At 37.0% G+C, this 15,050-nt stretch carries 12 protein-coding genes; 5 read left to right on the plus strand and 7 right to left on the minus strand.

The annotated features are described in order from the left end of the window. Positions 1-257: 257 nt before the first annotated feature. A complete protein-coding gene (locus tag ABN212_RS06075; protein WP_311747396.1) occupies positions 258-1,904 on the plus strand; it encodes a DUF4139 domain-containing protein in 1,647 nt (548 codons plus the stop codon). A 98-nt stretch (positions 1,905-2,002) separates the two neighbouring features. Here the strand turns inward: ABN212_RS06075 and yidZ are convergent, their stop codons facing one another. From yidZ to mnmH, 3 genes are all read right to left on the minus strand, one after another. After that, on the minus strand, positions 2,003-2,980 hold the full coding sequence (gene yidZ / locus ABN212_RS06080; RefSeq protein WP_311747395.1) for an HTH-type transcriptional regulator YidZ: 978 nt from the start codon (positions 2,978-2,980) through the stop codon (positions 2,003-2,005). Continuing rightward, positions 2,970-4,148 (minus strand): MFS transporter, encoded by a 1,179-nt coding sequence (locus ABN212_RS06085; protein ID WP_349443003.1) that lies wholly within the window; start codon positions 4,146-4,148, stop codon positions 2,970-2,972. Before ABN212_RS06085 ends, yidZ begins: the two co-directional genes overlap by 11 nt. A gap of 215 nt (positions 4,149-4,363) precedes the next feature. Further along, entirely contained in the window at positions 4,364-5,449 is a 1,086-nt protein-coding gene (gene mnmH / locus ABN212_RS06090) for a tRNA 2-selenouridine(34) synthase MnmH (protein WP_040133163.1), read from the minus strand. Between the two features lie 480 nt (positions 5,450-5,929). Between mnmH and ABN212_RS06095 the strand changes: the two genes are divergently transcribed. The 4 genes from ABN212_RS06095 to ABN212_RS06110 all read left to right on the plus strand — a co-directional run bounded on the left by ABN212_RS06095 (position 5,930) and on the right by ABN212_RS06110 (position 9,416). Then, positions 5,930-6,337 carry a DUF6122 family protein gene (locus ABN212_RS06095; protein WP_040133164.1) on the plus strand — a complete coding sequence of 136 codons (408 nt, stop codon included), beginning with the start codon at positions 5,930-5,932 and terminating at the stop codon, positions 6,335-6,337. Between the two features lie 126 nt (positions 6,338-6,463). Continuing rightward, on the plus strand, positions 6,464-7,816 hold the full coding sequence (yegD, locus tag ABN212_RS06100) for a molecular chaperone (protein ID WP_198619528.1): 1,353 nt from the start codon (positions 6,464-6,466) through the stop codon (positions 7,814-7,816). A 147-nt stretch (positions 7,817-7,963) separates the two neighbouring features. After that, positions 7,964-8,989 (plus strand): threonine aldolase family protein, encoded by a 1,026-nt coding sequence (locus ABN212_RS06105; RefSeq protein ID WP_311747393.1) that lies wholly within the window; start codon positions 7,964-7,966, stop codon positions 8,987-8,989. A 163-nt stretch (positions 8,990-9,152) separates the two neighbouring features. Next, on the plus strand, positions 9,153-9,416 hold the full coding sequence (locus ABN212_RS06110; RefSeq protein ID WP_040133167.1) for a DUF3811 domain-containing protein: 264 nt from the start codon (positions 9,153-9,155) through the stop codon (positions 9,414-9,416). A gap of 101 nt (positions 9,417-9,517) precedes the next feature. On the opposite strand, the gene xylB is transcribed toward ABN212_RS06110, so the two are convergent. From xylB to ABN212_RS06130, 4 genes are all read right to left on the minus strand, one after another. Beyond that, a complete protein-coding gene (xylB, locus tag ABN212_RS06115; RefSeq protein WP_198619530.1) occupies positions 9,518-10,972 on the minus strand; it encodes a xylulokinase in 1,455 nt (484 codons plus the stop codon). A 72-nt stretch (positions 10,973-11,044) separates the two neighbouring features. Beyond that, complete coding sequence (gene xylA, locus ABN212_RS06120) at positions 11,045-12,361, minus strand: xylose isomerase (RefSeq protein ID WP_349443004.1); 1,317 nt, start codon at positions 12,359-12,361, stop codon at positions 11,045-11,047. 10 nt (positions 12,362-12,371) lie between these two features. Then, positions 12,372-13,847 carry a Na+/H+ antiporter NhaC gene (gene nhaC, locus ABN212_RS06125; RefSeq protein WP_098942911.1) on the minus strand — a complete coding sequence of 492 codons (1,476 nt, stop codon included), beginning with the start codon at positions 13,845-13,847 and terminating at the stop codon, positions 12,372-12,374. A gap of 6 nt (positions 13,848-13,853) precedes the next feature. Next, on the minus strand, positions 13,854-15,023 hold the full coding sequence (locus tag ABN212_RS06130; RefSeq protein WP_198619532.1) for a MalY/PatB family protein: 1,170 nt from the start codon (positions 15,021-15,023) through the stop codon (positions 13,854-13,856). Positions 15,024-15,050 lie beyond the last annotated feature (27 nt).

Raw genomic sequence — 15,050 nt, forward strand, 5'->3', positions numbered from 1 at the left:
AAGACGATATAAAGCTAATAAAAGCTAAATATTTCCCCATCATTAAGATAATCCTTATTATTTAAATATTCATTTAATTAAAAATACTAATATACTGTTTTATCTATTCTTTTCACCTTCACGCTATTAGATCTTTAAGTTTATTCTGTTATCTAATTTATTAGAGATGCAATACTATCTAAATATACTTGTACAACAGTACATCTTTATTTTGCCGTTCTTACTAATACTGCTCATCAACTATGGATAGAATGAAAATGATGATTAAACCCAACAAACTAACACTATCGCTTATTACGTTATCTATTATTAGTTCAACCAGTGCTTTTGCTAATGAAATCAACTCAGTAGATCCCACAAAACCGCTTAATTATGATATAAAACTCAATCAAGCAACTATTTTTCTACGGGGTGCTGAACTCGATAATAACGTAACTCTCAATTTACCCGCTGGGCAGAGTGAAGTTGTTTTATCTAATATTGCAAACAATATTGATCCTAAAAGCTTGTCAATTAGCATTGATAATGACGATGTGATTATTAACACCATTAACGTTAAAAAAATTCCTATTGCACCAATTTATCCTACAGCAATCACTGTATTAATAGATAAACAAAAAGAAATTAATAAACAAATTGAAGTGCTAAACATCAATATTAATGTGGGTGATGAGCAAATTGCATTACTTAAAGATCAATCATTTTTTGGCTATGGCGAAACGCAGTCATTAGAACACTCATCTCAAAAGTTTGATTTTATTAGCCAAAAAATGACATCTATACTTAATCAACAAAAAGCTGCTCGAGAAGAGATAGCTGAACTCACTGAGAAATTAGAAGAATTAAACCGACAATTAGAAATTGATATGCCAATTATTGCAAAAGAGAAAACACAAATTGTTTTATCTTTAGGCACATCAAAAAACCTAACCAGTAAAATGCGTATTTCTTATATAACACCAGATGCGGGATGGTCACCCGCTTATGATATTCGAAGCCAAGGAATGGATAAGCCGATATTACTTACCTACAAGGCGGATGTTATTCAAAATACAGGCCTAAATTGGGATAAAGTCAAACTGGTTTTAACATCAACAAACCCATCACTTAATATTACTGCGCCAACATTATCACCTTGGTATTTATCTCTTTATAATAACACTGCGAAATTCAGAAATTCGAATATGGATATGAAGATGGCAATGCCAGCTCCCGTGTCAGAGGCAATGAATGAAGCACCAAGAGAGCAATTAAGTAAAGGCGTAACTCGTTACGTAACAACCAATAATAATGGTATTAATTTAAGCCATGCTATCGCGTTACCTTACACCTTAAAAAATAGCACAGAGCCTAATACATTAGTGATTAATCAAAAAGAAGTTGTTGCAGATTATCGCTATTTAACAACGCCAAAATTAGTTGAAGAAGTTTATTTACAAGCTGAAGTGAAAGATTGGGAAAATTTAAATCTACTCAATGGTCGTGCGAATATCTATTATATGAATAGCTTTGTTGGCAATAGTTATATTAATACTAACGAATTAACAGAGTTACTTAGCATTCCATTTGGAATAGATAAAAACATTCAAATTAGCCGTATTAACAATGAGAAGATAAGAAAAGAGCCTATCTTTATTGGTACAACGATTGAACAAAAAGAGAGTTATACCATTAAACTAAGAAACACTTACAATTCTCCTGTAAAAGTAACTATTTACGATCAGCTACCACTGAGTCAGGAAAACAATATCAATGTAGCAGATGCGGTTTATAAAGATGGCGTACTTGATAAAGATACTGGCGAAATTAAATGGAATATCACATTAGGTGCAAAAGAGGAAAAATCATTACCACTAAATTACACCCTTTCTTATCCTAAAAATAGACAAATTATGGGATTATGATTTTTCTCATCTAAATTTAAAAAGTAAAATAGAAGAAATAGACGAAATAGAAGAGGGGGCATTTGCACCTTTTTCTATTTTAAATAGCAGTAAAACTTTTAACAAGTATTTTTCTGCATAAACTGATTAACACTATTTTTGATAGTTTCTCTTAACCACAGCACTTTAGAATTATACGCATGGCGTTTATGCCATAGTAAAATAAATGAAATATCAAGTTGTTCAGAAACACTATGTGGTAGAGGGATAGGCAATGTTACTAAATTAGGTAAAACTCGTGAGGTATAATGGACACAATATCCAGGCAAACAAGTAATGAGTTCATGATTAGGTTGAGAAATCGTAAATAAAGTTTGCTCAAATGACGTGTAAGTTATCGCGATATTACGTAAACGCCCATGTTCTGCCAATATATCATCTAATGCCCAATGAGCACGTTTATCATATTCTGTTGAAATGTGAGAATAGTGCAAAAATGTCTCTAAATTCCAAGGTTCCTTTAATAAAGGATGATCTTTTCGAACATAAACCAATGGTGTATCACGAAAAAGCTCTTCACAATCGATGACTTCAGGTAATAAATGTAACGCCTCTTTAGAGCCTGAATAATATTCACGACCTAAAAAAGCAATATCAGCATCACCATCGATAATGCTTGATAACGAGTTATATTCCCAATTTCGTATTTGCACCATTGATTGAGGATAATAATTCAATATTTCCAAAGGAAATTGATTGAGTAGTACCTGATGTAAAGGAGATTCTAATATTAAACTGAAATGAACACCTTTAGGCGTTTCGCTATTTTGCTTGCTCGCGATATGGTTACCAATATTAATAAAATCAGAAAGAGACTCTTCAATACTTAATGTCAAAGGTGTTGGAATTAATCCTTGAGGGCTACGAACGAAAAGGGGATCATCAAACCAAATCCGTAATTTAGCCAATGCTTTACTGACTGCTGAAGGCGAAATAGACAACCATTTTGCAGTTAATGTAACACTGCGCTCTTGTAAAAGAATTTGAAAAATAACTAATAAATTCAAGTCTATTCGATGTAATGGCTTATGCATCACAATTCACCTTTTGTTGTTGTCCAGAAGAACGAAAGAGATGCAAAAAGGTAAAACCAATAAGGCAACTAGCAGACAATATAACTATCAGCATATTAAGTGCAGATATTCCCAACCATCCCATAGTCCAGATATAGAGAGATGCAAAACTCAATTGCGAAATCCCTAAAATCGAACTGGCAAGCCCTGCACGCTGACTAAATGGAGAGAGCGCTTGGCTCATTATAATACCAAATAACAACGCAAACCCCGCACCACATAATGAAAATGAAGCAAAGAACCAACGAGGATCACTGTTTTTTCCAATAAAAAGAAAAATAACTGCACCTAAAAAGCTCGATAAGCCAGTATATAAAATGGTTTCATAACGAAGTTTTGTTAAAATTTTAGGCATCATAAACGACGTTGCCATACTGACCATTGAAAGCAATGTAATTGCTGTTGAATACTGCCCAGTAGTGTAATGCATTTGTTGCATAATCACGATTGGAGAGATATTAACATAAGTCAGGATCACGCTCATTCCCAAGCATGAAATAAGCAAACGACTTAAAAAGAAACTATTTAAGAAAGACTCACCAGTGATTGTGTTATTTTTATTTTTATTTTTAGTCCACTGTTTTGGTTTAGTTTCTTTTATTCCAAAGAAACAATAAATAAAAATTAATAGCGCATAGATTGCCATAGCATAAAACATCACTGGCCATTTAAATTTTAATAAGATCAGAAAACCTAAAACAGGCGCTAATACTGGAATAATACAAGTAATACCATTTATCATAGAAAGGACTTTAGCGCGTTGTTTTTCAGCTAATGTATCTCGTAATATCGCAAAGGTAACAACGTAACAAAACCCAGCTCCAATACCTTGGAAAAAACGTGCAATCAAAAAATTATTTTCCGTTACAGAAATTCCCGCATTAAATGATGCCAATAAGAAAATAGCTGTTCCAAGCAATACAATGGGCTTACGCCCTAAATTATCACTACACCATCCTGCAACTAACATGGATGAAACCATGCCCATTAAATAAATTGAAAAAGCTTGATGTAATGTCGCTTCTGATGCGTCTAAATCATTCGCTATTGCCGTTAAACCTGTTAAATGTAAATCCACACCAAGAGGGTAAATCAGCACTAAACAAAAGCTAAAAAGGATATATTTTGTCATCCAGCCACCTCAATTATTCTGATGAAGAGGCATTCTAGTCGTCAAAGAAACTGAAACCTAATGACAAAAAAGCAATCTCTAATTTCCATTTTGGAAATAATATATTTATCTCATTATCAAAGTTTAGGATCATTACAGCATTAAAGCCCCGTAACATAAATTTACGGGGCTTTTCTTTGGTATACGCATTTAATACAAGAAATCTTAGCTATCTACTAATTTTTAAACCACTGCATGACTTCTTCATAACTTCCTTGGTAAATAATTTTATCTTCCTTTTTACTTAATTGATAACGATACATAGGATCGTAATACTCTTTAAGTAAAGGGGTTAACCAAGAAAAATGCGCTTCTGTATTACCACTCATTTTTTGTGTTTCTAATGCTTTATCAAGTAATTGAGTTAATTCAGAGGCTCTTTGAGAGCCTAATCGACGACGTATTGCAAATAGCCCATGATGTAAATAATCACTATAAGCTTGCCAGCCTTCATTTTCGCCATAAACATCTAAAAAATCGTGTGTCATACGATCAAAATATTCTGCTTTCAAACGTTCTATGCGTCGTTCAAAGGGATCATCAACAACAACTATTGAAGCCTCAACCATTTTTGCTCGTAAACATTCAGGTAATCCATTGGCGCCAATAGCACGACCTTCATCCTCAAGTACCCATCGTGTATATTTCGGTGCTTTCTGCAACATTTCAACACCAAGATGGTTTTCAAATGTGGCTTGAGGAAATTGTTCTTCTACAGTGCGGCCAAAAGATGAACCTCGATGGTGTGCAATACCTTCAAGGTCAATACCCTCAGGTAATGAACGCACTAAAGTCGTTTTTCCATTACCGGTACATCCACCAATTAAGATAATAGGCCGTTGAACCAATTCATTGGTCATTTCAATAACAGTCTGTCTTAACGCCTTATATCCACCTTCAATTAATGGATAATCTATACCTATTTCTTTAAGCCATTGCTGAACTATATGAGAACGCATTCCTCCTCGAGCACAGCAAATATAACCATTGGGAAATTGCTCACAAGCTTCACGCCAAGCTGCAATACGGTTGTCACGAATTTCACCACTCACCAATTGATGCCCTAAATCAACCGCTTTTTGTGAACCTTGCTGTTTATAACAAGTCCCCACAGCAGCGCGTTCCTCATCATTCATTAAAGGCAAATTGATAGCATTAGGGATCGAACCTTGATTAAATTCAATAGGCGCACGCACATCAATAATAGGTGTGTTATTAGCAAGAATATGTCGAATATTTTGAGCAGAAAACGCTGATTCCATAATAAAAATTGTTATATCTAGTCTGGCTGAAAGATTGACTACTATACTCTTAAGAGCATGTGATGACACGCTTTGATCGTATGTTTTTATTAAATTATAAAGTGTTATTTCTGACAGAATAATTTTTTCTAGAAATATGCATGGCGACAATGTATTTTTTACCTCTCTTATTCATCACAAGAAGAGCTTCAACAATTTATCTTATGGGCAGAGAACTATATTGATACCCAATCTCAATATTTTAAAACGTTATTTATACCCATTTGGAATGGGCTAATAACCGTAATAAATACGCCACATGACTATAATTATGATGATAAAGCATCACATCTTATTTTTTATGGTTGGTCTAAAAAACATTGGATGATGAAGGCTATTTTAAAAGCTAATGGTGAAGAAATTCTTGAATAAAACCCAATAAAGCAGGGTGTTATTTATTTAAAATGAACCGTTAAAAGTAGATACTGTTACGAGGTTTATGTGATATTTGAGATTGTTAGAACGCTTTTACATTACAGTTTGCACTTTTTAGCTCCTATTTTATTAGGCTATCTTTTCTGGCGTAAGAATTGGAAGATAGCCTCACTTCTTATGATAGGAACAATGGCTATTGATATTGACCATTTGTTAGCAACACCTATTTTTGATCCCAACCGTTGTAGCGTAGGTTTTCACCCATTACATACCAGTTGGGCTGCTTTAATTTACTTAGGCATATGGTTTTTACCCTCATGGAAATTAAAAGCCATTGCGGTAGGGTGTTTATTTCATTTATTTACCGACTCGGTTGACTGTTATTTAGGTGGATTAAAACCCAATTTAACAATAACGATGAGTTGTGATAAAAATTACTTTATATCTGTTCTAAATAGCAACTCTATTCTCTAAGCCTCTAATATGCTGAATGATTTCACTTATTTTCTCTCTTTCAAGCCACATAATATGATGGCAATTACAAAAAGCTTGATGTAGAGTGCTCAGTCTTTTTTTAATGAAGTCTATTGGGGAGGCTAAATGTTTATTGGCTTTGACTACGGAACATCGAATTGTTCTGTTGCAATGATGAAAGAGGGAAAACCCACTCTTTTGCCTTTAGAAGGTAATGATGTGTATATTCCATCAACCCTTTGTGCGCCAACCCGTGAATCCGTTTCTGAGCACTTATTTCGCCATTTAAATATTAAACCGTCCAGTGAAGTTGGCGAACAATTACTAAGAAAATCGATCGCGTTTAATCGAGAAGAAGATATTGAATTAGTTCCTGAAGATATTCTTTTCGGACAATCTGCATTAAGTTTATACCTACGTGATCCTCGTGATGTCTATTACGTTAAATCACCTAAATCCTTTTTAGGTGCTTCAGGCCTACATGAGATACAAATTAGCTTCTTTGAAGATTTAGTTTGCGCCATGATGGCAAATATTAAGCACCAAGCAGAAAAAAGCACACAAGAAGCGATCACAGATACCGTTATTGGCAAACCTATTAACTTTAATGGGTTAGGTGGCGATGCTTCAAATAGGCAAGCTGAAAGCATTCTTATCCGTGCAGCTAAAAGAGCTGGCTTTAAGAATATTATGTTTGAATTTGAACCTGTTGCTGCCGGACTTGAATATGAGTCGACGTTAACTAAAGACCAAACTGTATTAGTCGTTGATATTGGTGGTGGTACAACTGACTGCTCATTAATTCAAATGGGGCCAAGTTATCAAGGTAAAACCGACCGTTCAAACACATTACTTGCGCATAGTGGACAACGTGTTGGTGGTAATGATCTTGATATTTACCTTGCTTTTAAACAAATTATGCCATTATTTGGTATGACAGGGTTAACGTCTTCAGGTATTAAATTACCTCTGAAACAGTTCTGGGATCCTATTGCGATTAATAATGTAGAAGCTCAAAAAGATTTTTATTCTCGTCAAAACCTTGCTGTATTAAATCAGTTAAGACGGGACGCAAAAGAGCCTGAAAAAATAACACGCCTTATTGAAGTCTATAATGAAACATTGGGTTACAGCATTGTTCGACGTGCTGAAGAAGCCAAAATTGCCTTATCAGATTCTCCTGAATATATTGCTAATATCGCGTTATTAAGTGAAACCTTAGAATTAACGATTGAACGTGATCAAATGGTTGAATCTATTGAATCACCAAAAAGTAAAATGATTGAATTGGTTAATGATGCGGTAAAACAAGGGGGAATAAAACCGGACGCTATCTTTATGACTGGAGGTTCGGCTCGTTCGCCTATTTTATGCCAAGCAATAGAACAACAGTTACCCAATGTTCCTATTGTTAAAGGTAATGATTTTGGCTCTGTCACCGCAGGATTAGCACGTTGGGGCGAGGTTTGCTTTAAATAATTAATATCAAATAATCGGTTTTAAATAACTGACTTTTTCAATATATTAAAGCGCTTTACATTCAATCTTTGTATTGATTAGATGTAAGGCGTTTTTCTTTTTTCTTTATAAAACACGATAAAAACACAACATTCGACAGGAGAACACATGTACCGCTTCCAAAATGATTATAATGAAATTGCACATCCTGCGGTCATGAAAGCAATCACTGATACAATAGGGCAACGCTATGATGGATATGGTATGGATAAGCTTTGTCATCAAGCAGCTCAATCAATAAAACAGCGTATTCAACAACCTGGTGCAGATATTCACTTTTTTAATGGTGGCACCATTACTAATTTAACCGCTATCTCTCATTTTTTACGTCCACACCAAGCTGTTATTTCTGTTAGTACTGGGCATATCGCTACACATGAAACAGGTGCTATTGAAGCAACGGGGCACAAAGTTATCACCACTTTTTCGGCAGATGGTAAATTAACGCCCGCATTGTTAAAACCTATTCTCGCTGAACATAACGATGAACACTGGGTTCAACCTAAGCTTGTTTATATTACGAATGCCACCGAAATTGGTACGGTTTATCGCAAAGCGGAGTTGCAAGCACTGCGTGATTTCTGTAACGAGCATAACTTATGGTTATATCTTGATGGTGCTCGTTTGGCAGCAGGATTAATGTCTGCACAAAGCGATCTGACTATCGAAGATATCGCTAGCTTAACCGATGCTTTTTATATTGGTGGCACTAAAATTGGTGCAATGTCAGCTGAAACGCTAGTGATTTGTCACCCAGCACTAAAATCTGATTTTCGTTTTAGCTTAAAACAAAAGGGTGGATTACAAGCGAAAGGCTGGTTATTAGGCGCGCAATTTGAAGCTTTATTTAAAGAGGATCTCTATTTCAAATTAGGTAAACACCTTAATGAAATGGCATCACAATTAACTGAGTTCTTTACTGCACAAGGTTTTGAATTTTTAGCGCCACCAGAATCCAACCAAATTTTTGTTATTTTGCCAAACACGATTGCAGAAAAATTAACACAGCAGTTTGTTTTTCATCGTGTTTTACTTGAAGACCCTAATTTGAGTTGTTTACGTCTTTGTACTTCTTGGGCAACAACACAACAAGATATTGATGAATTCAAAGTGACCTTTTTGAAATTAATTTAATTATTTAAGTTATTGGTTATTAAACTTCATCCATTACGCGCTTTTTTAAGGCGTAATGGATCTTCAATAAAATAGCGATCTAAATTTAAGAATATAGTGATGATGCAATAACGGGATAATGCTATATTAAAGACTCCTCACTCAACATAAGTAGGGTAATAGAATGAAGAAACTGACACTCCAAGAAATGACAGATGCCCAACAAATGCGAGTAAGAACCCGAATAGGTCAAGAGAGAAAGAAATTAGGGCGTGAATTAACGAATGCTGAAATGAACAAAGTCAAAGACTCCATTATTACCGAAATCTCCCTCGAAGTTGAAAAAGCCACCAAAAAAGCACAAGCCCTCAAGAAAAAACAAAAACTAGCCCCGAGTGATGAAACCTACAGTTGGTCAGCCAAAAACCACAGTCGGGGATATCGTTAATTTTTTGCCTTGCTAGTAAATTCGATTACTAGCAAGGAGTTACCTTAAAGGTTTTACTTTCAATTAATTGCTCTAAATACCCTGATATTGACGCAATATTGTTATATTTCCATCGTCTCTATTAATGAATATAACTTTTTAAATGCATGATATTTTTTATCGTATATTTTATGTTTTTCTAAATTTGGTGTATGACGTTTTTTAAGCTTAGGTTGAGAAAGAATAACTTGTGATGAATGTGCTGGATTTACCGCTAATTGAGCCAATCTTGCTGCACCAAGAGCAGGGCCAACATCACCTCCTTGGCGATAATCAAGTGTTTTTCCTGTAATATCAGCAAGCAGTTGCCGCCAATATCCACTTCTGGCTCCACCACCAATTAATGTAATATTATCAGCTGATTGACCTGCATTTTCAGCAACTTCAATACCTTGCCGTAACGCAAAACTCACTCCTTCTAGAACCGCTTGGCATAAATCAGCTCGTTGATGCTCATGGGTTAATCCCCAAAAGATACCTTTCGCATTAGGGTTGTTATAAGGTGTCCGTTCACCTGAAAGATAAGGTAAAAAAAGTAGAGGGCTATCAGCAAAAGTAGCGTGTTCAATTTCTTCAAACATCGCACTCACACTCTCAATACCTGTTAGTTGACACACCCAATCAAGACATGATGCAGCACTCAGCATCACCGACATTAAATGCCAAGTATTAGGTAATGCATGACAAAAACTGTGTACGGCATTATCACTATTTTGGAGAAACTGTTCACTCACCACAAAATAAACACCCGACGTACCTAAAGAAAGCATTGCCTGACCTGGTTGATAAACACCCACGCCAATTGCACCTGCTGCATTATCGCCGCCACCAGCAATAATAGGTACTTGTTTCATCTGCCATTTTTTAGCGATATCAGCCAATAGATAGCCCGTTATTTGATTACCTTCAAACAACGTGGGCATTTGACGACGCGTTAATCCTGTTGCCTTTAAAAGCTCATCACTCCAATCTCGCTTTTGCATATCTAACCAAAGCGTACCAGCTGAATCTGACATATCACTGGCGAAATTACCGCTCATCTTCCAACGTAAAAAATCTTTAGGTAATAAAACATGTGCAATGCGTTGAAAGATTTCAGGTTCATATTCAGCAACCCATTGTAGTTTTGGCGCAGTAAAGCCGGGCATAACTAAGTTACCCGTAATTTTTTTAAACTGAGGATATTGCGCCTCAAGCATTTGGCACTGTTTAAAACTGCGTCCATCATTCCATAATATTGCAGGACGTAAAACCGCTTGCTGATCATCAAGCAAAACGGCGCCATGCATCTGTCCGCTTAATCCAATCGCCTCAATTTGATCCATTGGAAAATGACATCCAAGCTGAAGAATGGCTTCTTCTGTTGCTTGCCACCATTGTAGTGGATCTTGTTCTGACCATTGAGGGTGAGGGCGTGAAATTGTTAAAGGAACTGAATGGCTAGTGACAACGTCACCTTGTTCATTCATTATAATCGCTTTAACGCTTGATGTGCCTAAATCTAGCCCTAAATACATGAAGTTACCTCATGACCTGTATCTAATTAATAAACACAGCGGAAAACCCGCTGTGTTATTACATTGATGCTATTAACCAAAAATATAGCGATTCACTAAGCTTTCGAGCATTTCTTGGCGTCCACTTTGTAACTGTGGTGCTAAGGTATTGCTTTGTGCATATTTCGCCACATCTTCAAGGCTTAATTGACCTTGTAAGATATTTTGACCAAATTCAGCACTCCAACCTGAATAGCGCTGTGCAGTGAATTTATCAAGTCCACCATCTTGGATCATTCTTGCCGCAATGCGTAACGCCATTGCCATCGTGTCCATTCCTGAAATATGCCCATAGAAAAGGTCATATTTATCATTACTTTGACGACGAACTTTAGCATCAAAGTTTAAACCACCCGTTGTGAAGCCACCTGATTTAAGAATTTCATACATCACGAGTGCATTTTCTTCTACGCTATTTGGGAATTGGTCTGTATCCCAACCTAATTGTGGATCGCCACGGTTAGCATCAACTGAGCCTAAAATCCCTAGCGCAATGGCAGTGGCAATTTCATGGTGGAAGCTATGTCCCGCCAATGTAGCGTGGTTTGCTTCAATGTTTACTTTGACTTCTTTTTCAAGGCCAAACTGTTTTAAGAAACCATAAACAGTCGCAGTATCGTAATCATACTGATGTTTTGTCGGCTCTTGTGGTTTGGGTTCAATCAATAATGTGCCTTGGAAACCAATTTTATGTTTGTGTTCAACGACCATCTGCATAAAACGGCCAATTTGCTCTCTTTCTTGGCGTAAATCCGTGTTTAATAGCGTTTCGTAGCCTTCGCGTCCGCCCCATAATACATAGTTTTCGCCACCCAGTGTTTTTGTCGCTTTCATCGCTTCACAGACTTGTGTCGCTGCCCATGCAAAAACGTCAGGATCTGGGTTAGTTGCCGCACCTGCACCATAACGAGGATTAGTGAAGCAGTTTGCCGTTCCCCATAATAACTTAACGTTGGTTTCTTCTTGTTTTCTCGCTAATACATCGGTGATTGCCGCCATATTAGAGATATATTCATTGATATTATTACCTTCAGAAATAACATCGACGTCATGAAAACAGTAGAAAGGAACATTGAGTTTATGAAAGAATTCAAAGGCAACATCAGCTTTGCGTTTTGCTTGCCCTAAGGCTTCACCCGGTGTTTGCCACGGTCTATCAAAAGTACCGATACCGAACATATCAGAACCATTCCAGCAGAAGTTATGCCAATAACAAGCCGCAAATCTTAGGTGATCTTCCATTCGCTTACCTAAAATAATCTCATCAGGATTATAGTAACGAAACGCTAATGGGTTATCGCTTGTTGTGCCTTCATATTGAATTTGTTCAATTTTATCAAAGTAAGACATGGAACCGTCCTTATTTAGTATCAAGTTGTAATTCTGAATGTGATTCAAGCTCAGCAGTCATTTCTTCCTGCTCTTCTGGTGTTAATTTGGCAATGCCAAAGCCCGTGAAACCCCACAGCATGGCAAAGAAGATGCCACTCCAGCACAATACGGCCCAAGGTAAGTAACTTAAGGTTGCAACACCTAACGTACCTGCCATATAAGCCCCTGCGGCTGTCCACGGTAAAATAGGTTCAAAGATAGTGGCGGAGTCTTCGACAGTACGAGCGAGGTTTTTAGGGTGTAATCCTCGTTCGATATAGGCACCGCGTAACATTTCGATAGGAATAAGGATTGAGATTTGTCCATTACAGGTCACGCCAATCATGGTTAGCCCGCAAGCAATTGTGGCTAAGATCATTGAACCTGTTGAGTGAACCATTTTTAACAATGCATGGACAATCACTTCTAATGCGCCACTTAACGATAAAGTACCGGCAAAAGAGAGGGCGCAGAAACAGATAAGCAAGGTGCTCATCATTGAGTTCATGCCACCACGATTTAATAAATTACCTAATAATTCAGGGACTTCTTTACCTTGGATCATCGAGACATTAAAGCCATCAACGGCACTTTTTACGATGTCATGTAAACCAAAACCTTGAATAAGATAAGCGTTAAACATCGCAATAGCGGCAGAAGCTAACATCACTGGGATAGTCGGTTTTTTCGTTACTGAACCATATAAAATCACTAAGACTGGAATGAGAAGGATTAGATTGAAGTTATAAACATTCTCAAGACCATTTGTAATTAATGTCACTTTTTCTGGCACACCTTGACCAGCTAAATCGCCATTCATGCCATAAACAGTCATCACAATCGCCGTTAAAATCAGAGAAGGCAGTGTGGTGTAAAGTAAGTGCCAGATATGCTGATAAAGGTCGATTCTAGCTGCCATAGCTGCAAGGTTAGTATCACCTGATAATGGTGAAAGTTTGTCACCAAAATAGGCGCCGGCAACTACCGCACCTGCGGTTGCGGCAAGGTTAGCATCCATACCTACAGCTACGCCCATAAAAGCAACGCCGATGGTTCCTGCAGAGCCCCATGAAGTTCCCGTACAGACTGATACTAATGATGTGACCAATAATGCCGTAACGTACAGCATTTCTGGGCTGATCATTTTTAATCCGTAATAGATCATCAGTGGAATGGTGCCACCAATCATCCATGTGCCTATTAATAAGCCCACACTGATTAAAATCAGCAATGCTGGCATGGTTTTAGCAATTTTTTGTGAGATTGCCGTTAAGATCTCGTCATAGCGATATCCTAATCGTTTTACTAATAGCGCAGCTACAACGGTAGATAGCACCATTAAAGGCTCTGGTGGTAAATCAAAAGCGGCGTAGCCTCCGCCTAATAGCACCACCATGGTGAATATAGGAAAGAGTGATTCGAGTAATGTAGGTGTTCTCGGGCTGTTTATCGTTTGCGTTTTCATTGTAATTTATTCCGAACTGGCATGAGGTAAGGTACGAATAAGCCGAGTGAAAACGGTTTCTAATATTGAACGAGGTGTCGCGATATTAATGCGGAAAAAACCATCCCCAACCGCACCAAAACCACGCCCCCAACTCATTTCCACTTCAGCTAATGAAACAAACCAATGTTTTAGTTGTTCTTCAGATAACTGCATCTTTTGGTAGTTGATCCATAGCATGTAGGTGCCATGACTTTGTGTGATAACCCAATTAGGAAAGTAACGTTCACATTGTTCTTTTACCCAACGACGGTTATCAGCAAGGTACATTTTTAATTCACCAACCCACTGTTGGCCTTGTAAGGTATAGGCTTGTAAAAAAGCGGGCACTGAAAAATAGCCAGGATTATGAATACCCGCAGCAATTAAGCATTGCTTGAATTTTTCACGATATTCAGGATTGGCAATAACAATATTGGCAATTTCAAGGCCAGCTAAATTGAATGTTTTAGCGGGAGAAGTACAAATAAAGGAGTGTTGTTCTACATATGTATTTACTGATGAAATAGGGTGATAAGTTGCGTCATCAAAAATAAAATCTGCATGCACATCGTCAGAAATAATAAAAACCTGATATTTTTGCGCAAGTTCCGCTATTTTTAATAAGTCACTTTTTTGCCATACCGTTCCTGTTGGGTTATGTGGCGATAGCAAAATAAAGCAGACAGACTGTTTAAACTTACTTTCCAAGTCATCAAAATCAATTTCATAATAGCCGTCACGATAAATCAACGGACTTTCTAATAGTTCACGTTGATTGACACAAACGGCATTGCTAATAGGATGATAAGCTGGTGACAGCGTTGTGACTTTATCGCCAATTTGTGTGAAGTTTTGAATATAAAGCGAAACCGCTTGAATAATACGAGGACAAAACACAATCGTCTCAGGGGCAACAACCCACTGATATTGCGTTTTAAACCAATTGGCAGCAACATTATTCCAATCATGGCTCAGGTCGGTATAGCCATAAATGCCTTTAAGATTAAATTGAGTGAGTTCATTAATAATAAAATCAGGCGCAGGAATATCCATATCTGCAACAGATAACGGGATAACATTGGCGTTACTATTACACCATTTTGCACTATAGGTATTTTGCCTAGAAATTAATTTATTAAAGTTATTCTGATACATGAGAAATCTCCTCGGCAATCGGGTTTA

It is taken from the genome of Proteus genomosp. 6, assembly GCF_040139785.1.
Classification (GTDB): Bacteria; Pseudomonadota; Gammaproteobacteria; order Enterobacterales; family Enterobacteriaceae; genus Proteus.

Bases quoted from the DNA above. Each gene is read 5' to 3' on its own strand.
- ABN212_RS06075 (WP_311747396.1), top strand. From the start codon at position 258: ATGATGATTAAACCCAACAAACTAACACTATCGCTTATTACGTTATCT.
- ABN212_RS06085 (WP_349443003.1), bottom strand. From the start codon at position 4,148: ATGACAAAATATATCCTTTTTAGCTTTTGTTTAGTGCTGATTTACCCT.
- mnmH (WP_040133163.1), bottom strand. From the start codon at position 5,449: ATGGAATCAGCGTTTTCTGCTCAAAATATTCGACATATTCTTGCTAAT.
- yegD (WP_198619528.1), top strand. From the start codon at position 6,464: ATGTTTATTGGCTTTGACTACGGAACATCGAATTGTTCTGTTGCAATG.
- ABN212_RS06105 (WP_311747393.1), top strand. From the start codon at position 7,964: ATGTACCGCTTCCAAAATGATTATAATGAAATTGCACATCCTGCGGTC.
- ABN212_RS06110 (WP_040133167.1), top strand. From the start codon at position 9,153: ATGAAGAAACTGACACTCCAAGAAATGACAGATGCCCAACAAATGCGA.
- xylB (WP_198619530.1), bottom strand. From the start codon at position 10,972: ATGTATTTAGGGCTAGATTTAGGCACATCAAGCGTTAAAGCGATTATA.
- xylA (WP_349443004.1), bottom strand. From the start codon at position 12,361: ATGTCTTACTTTGATAAAATTGAACAAATTCAATATGAAGGCACAACA.
- nhaC (WP_098942911.1), bottom strand. From the start codon at position 13,847: ATGAAAACGCAAACGATAAACAGCCCGAGAACACCTACATTACTCGAA.
- ABN212_RS06130 (WP_198619532.1), bottom strand. From the start codon at position 15,023: ATGTATCAGAATAACTTTAATAAATTAATTTCTAGGCAAAATACCTAT.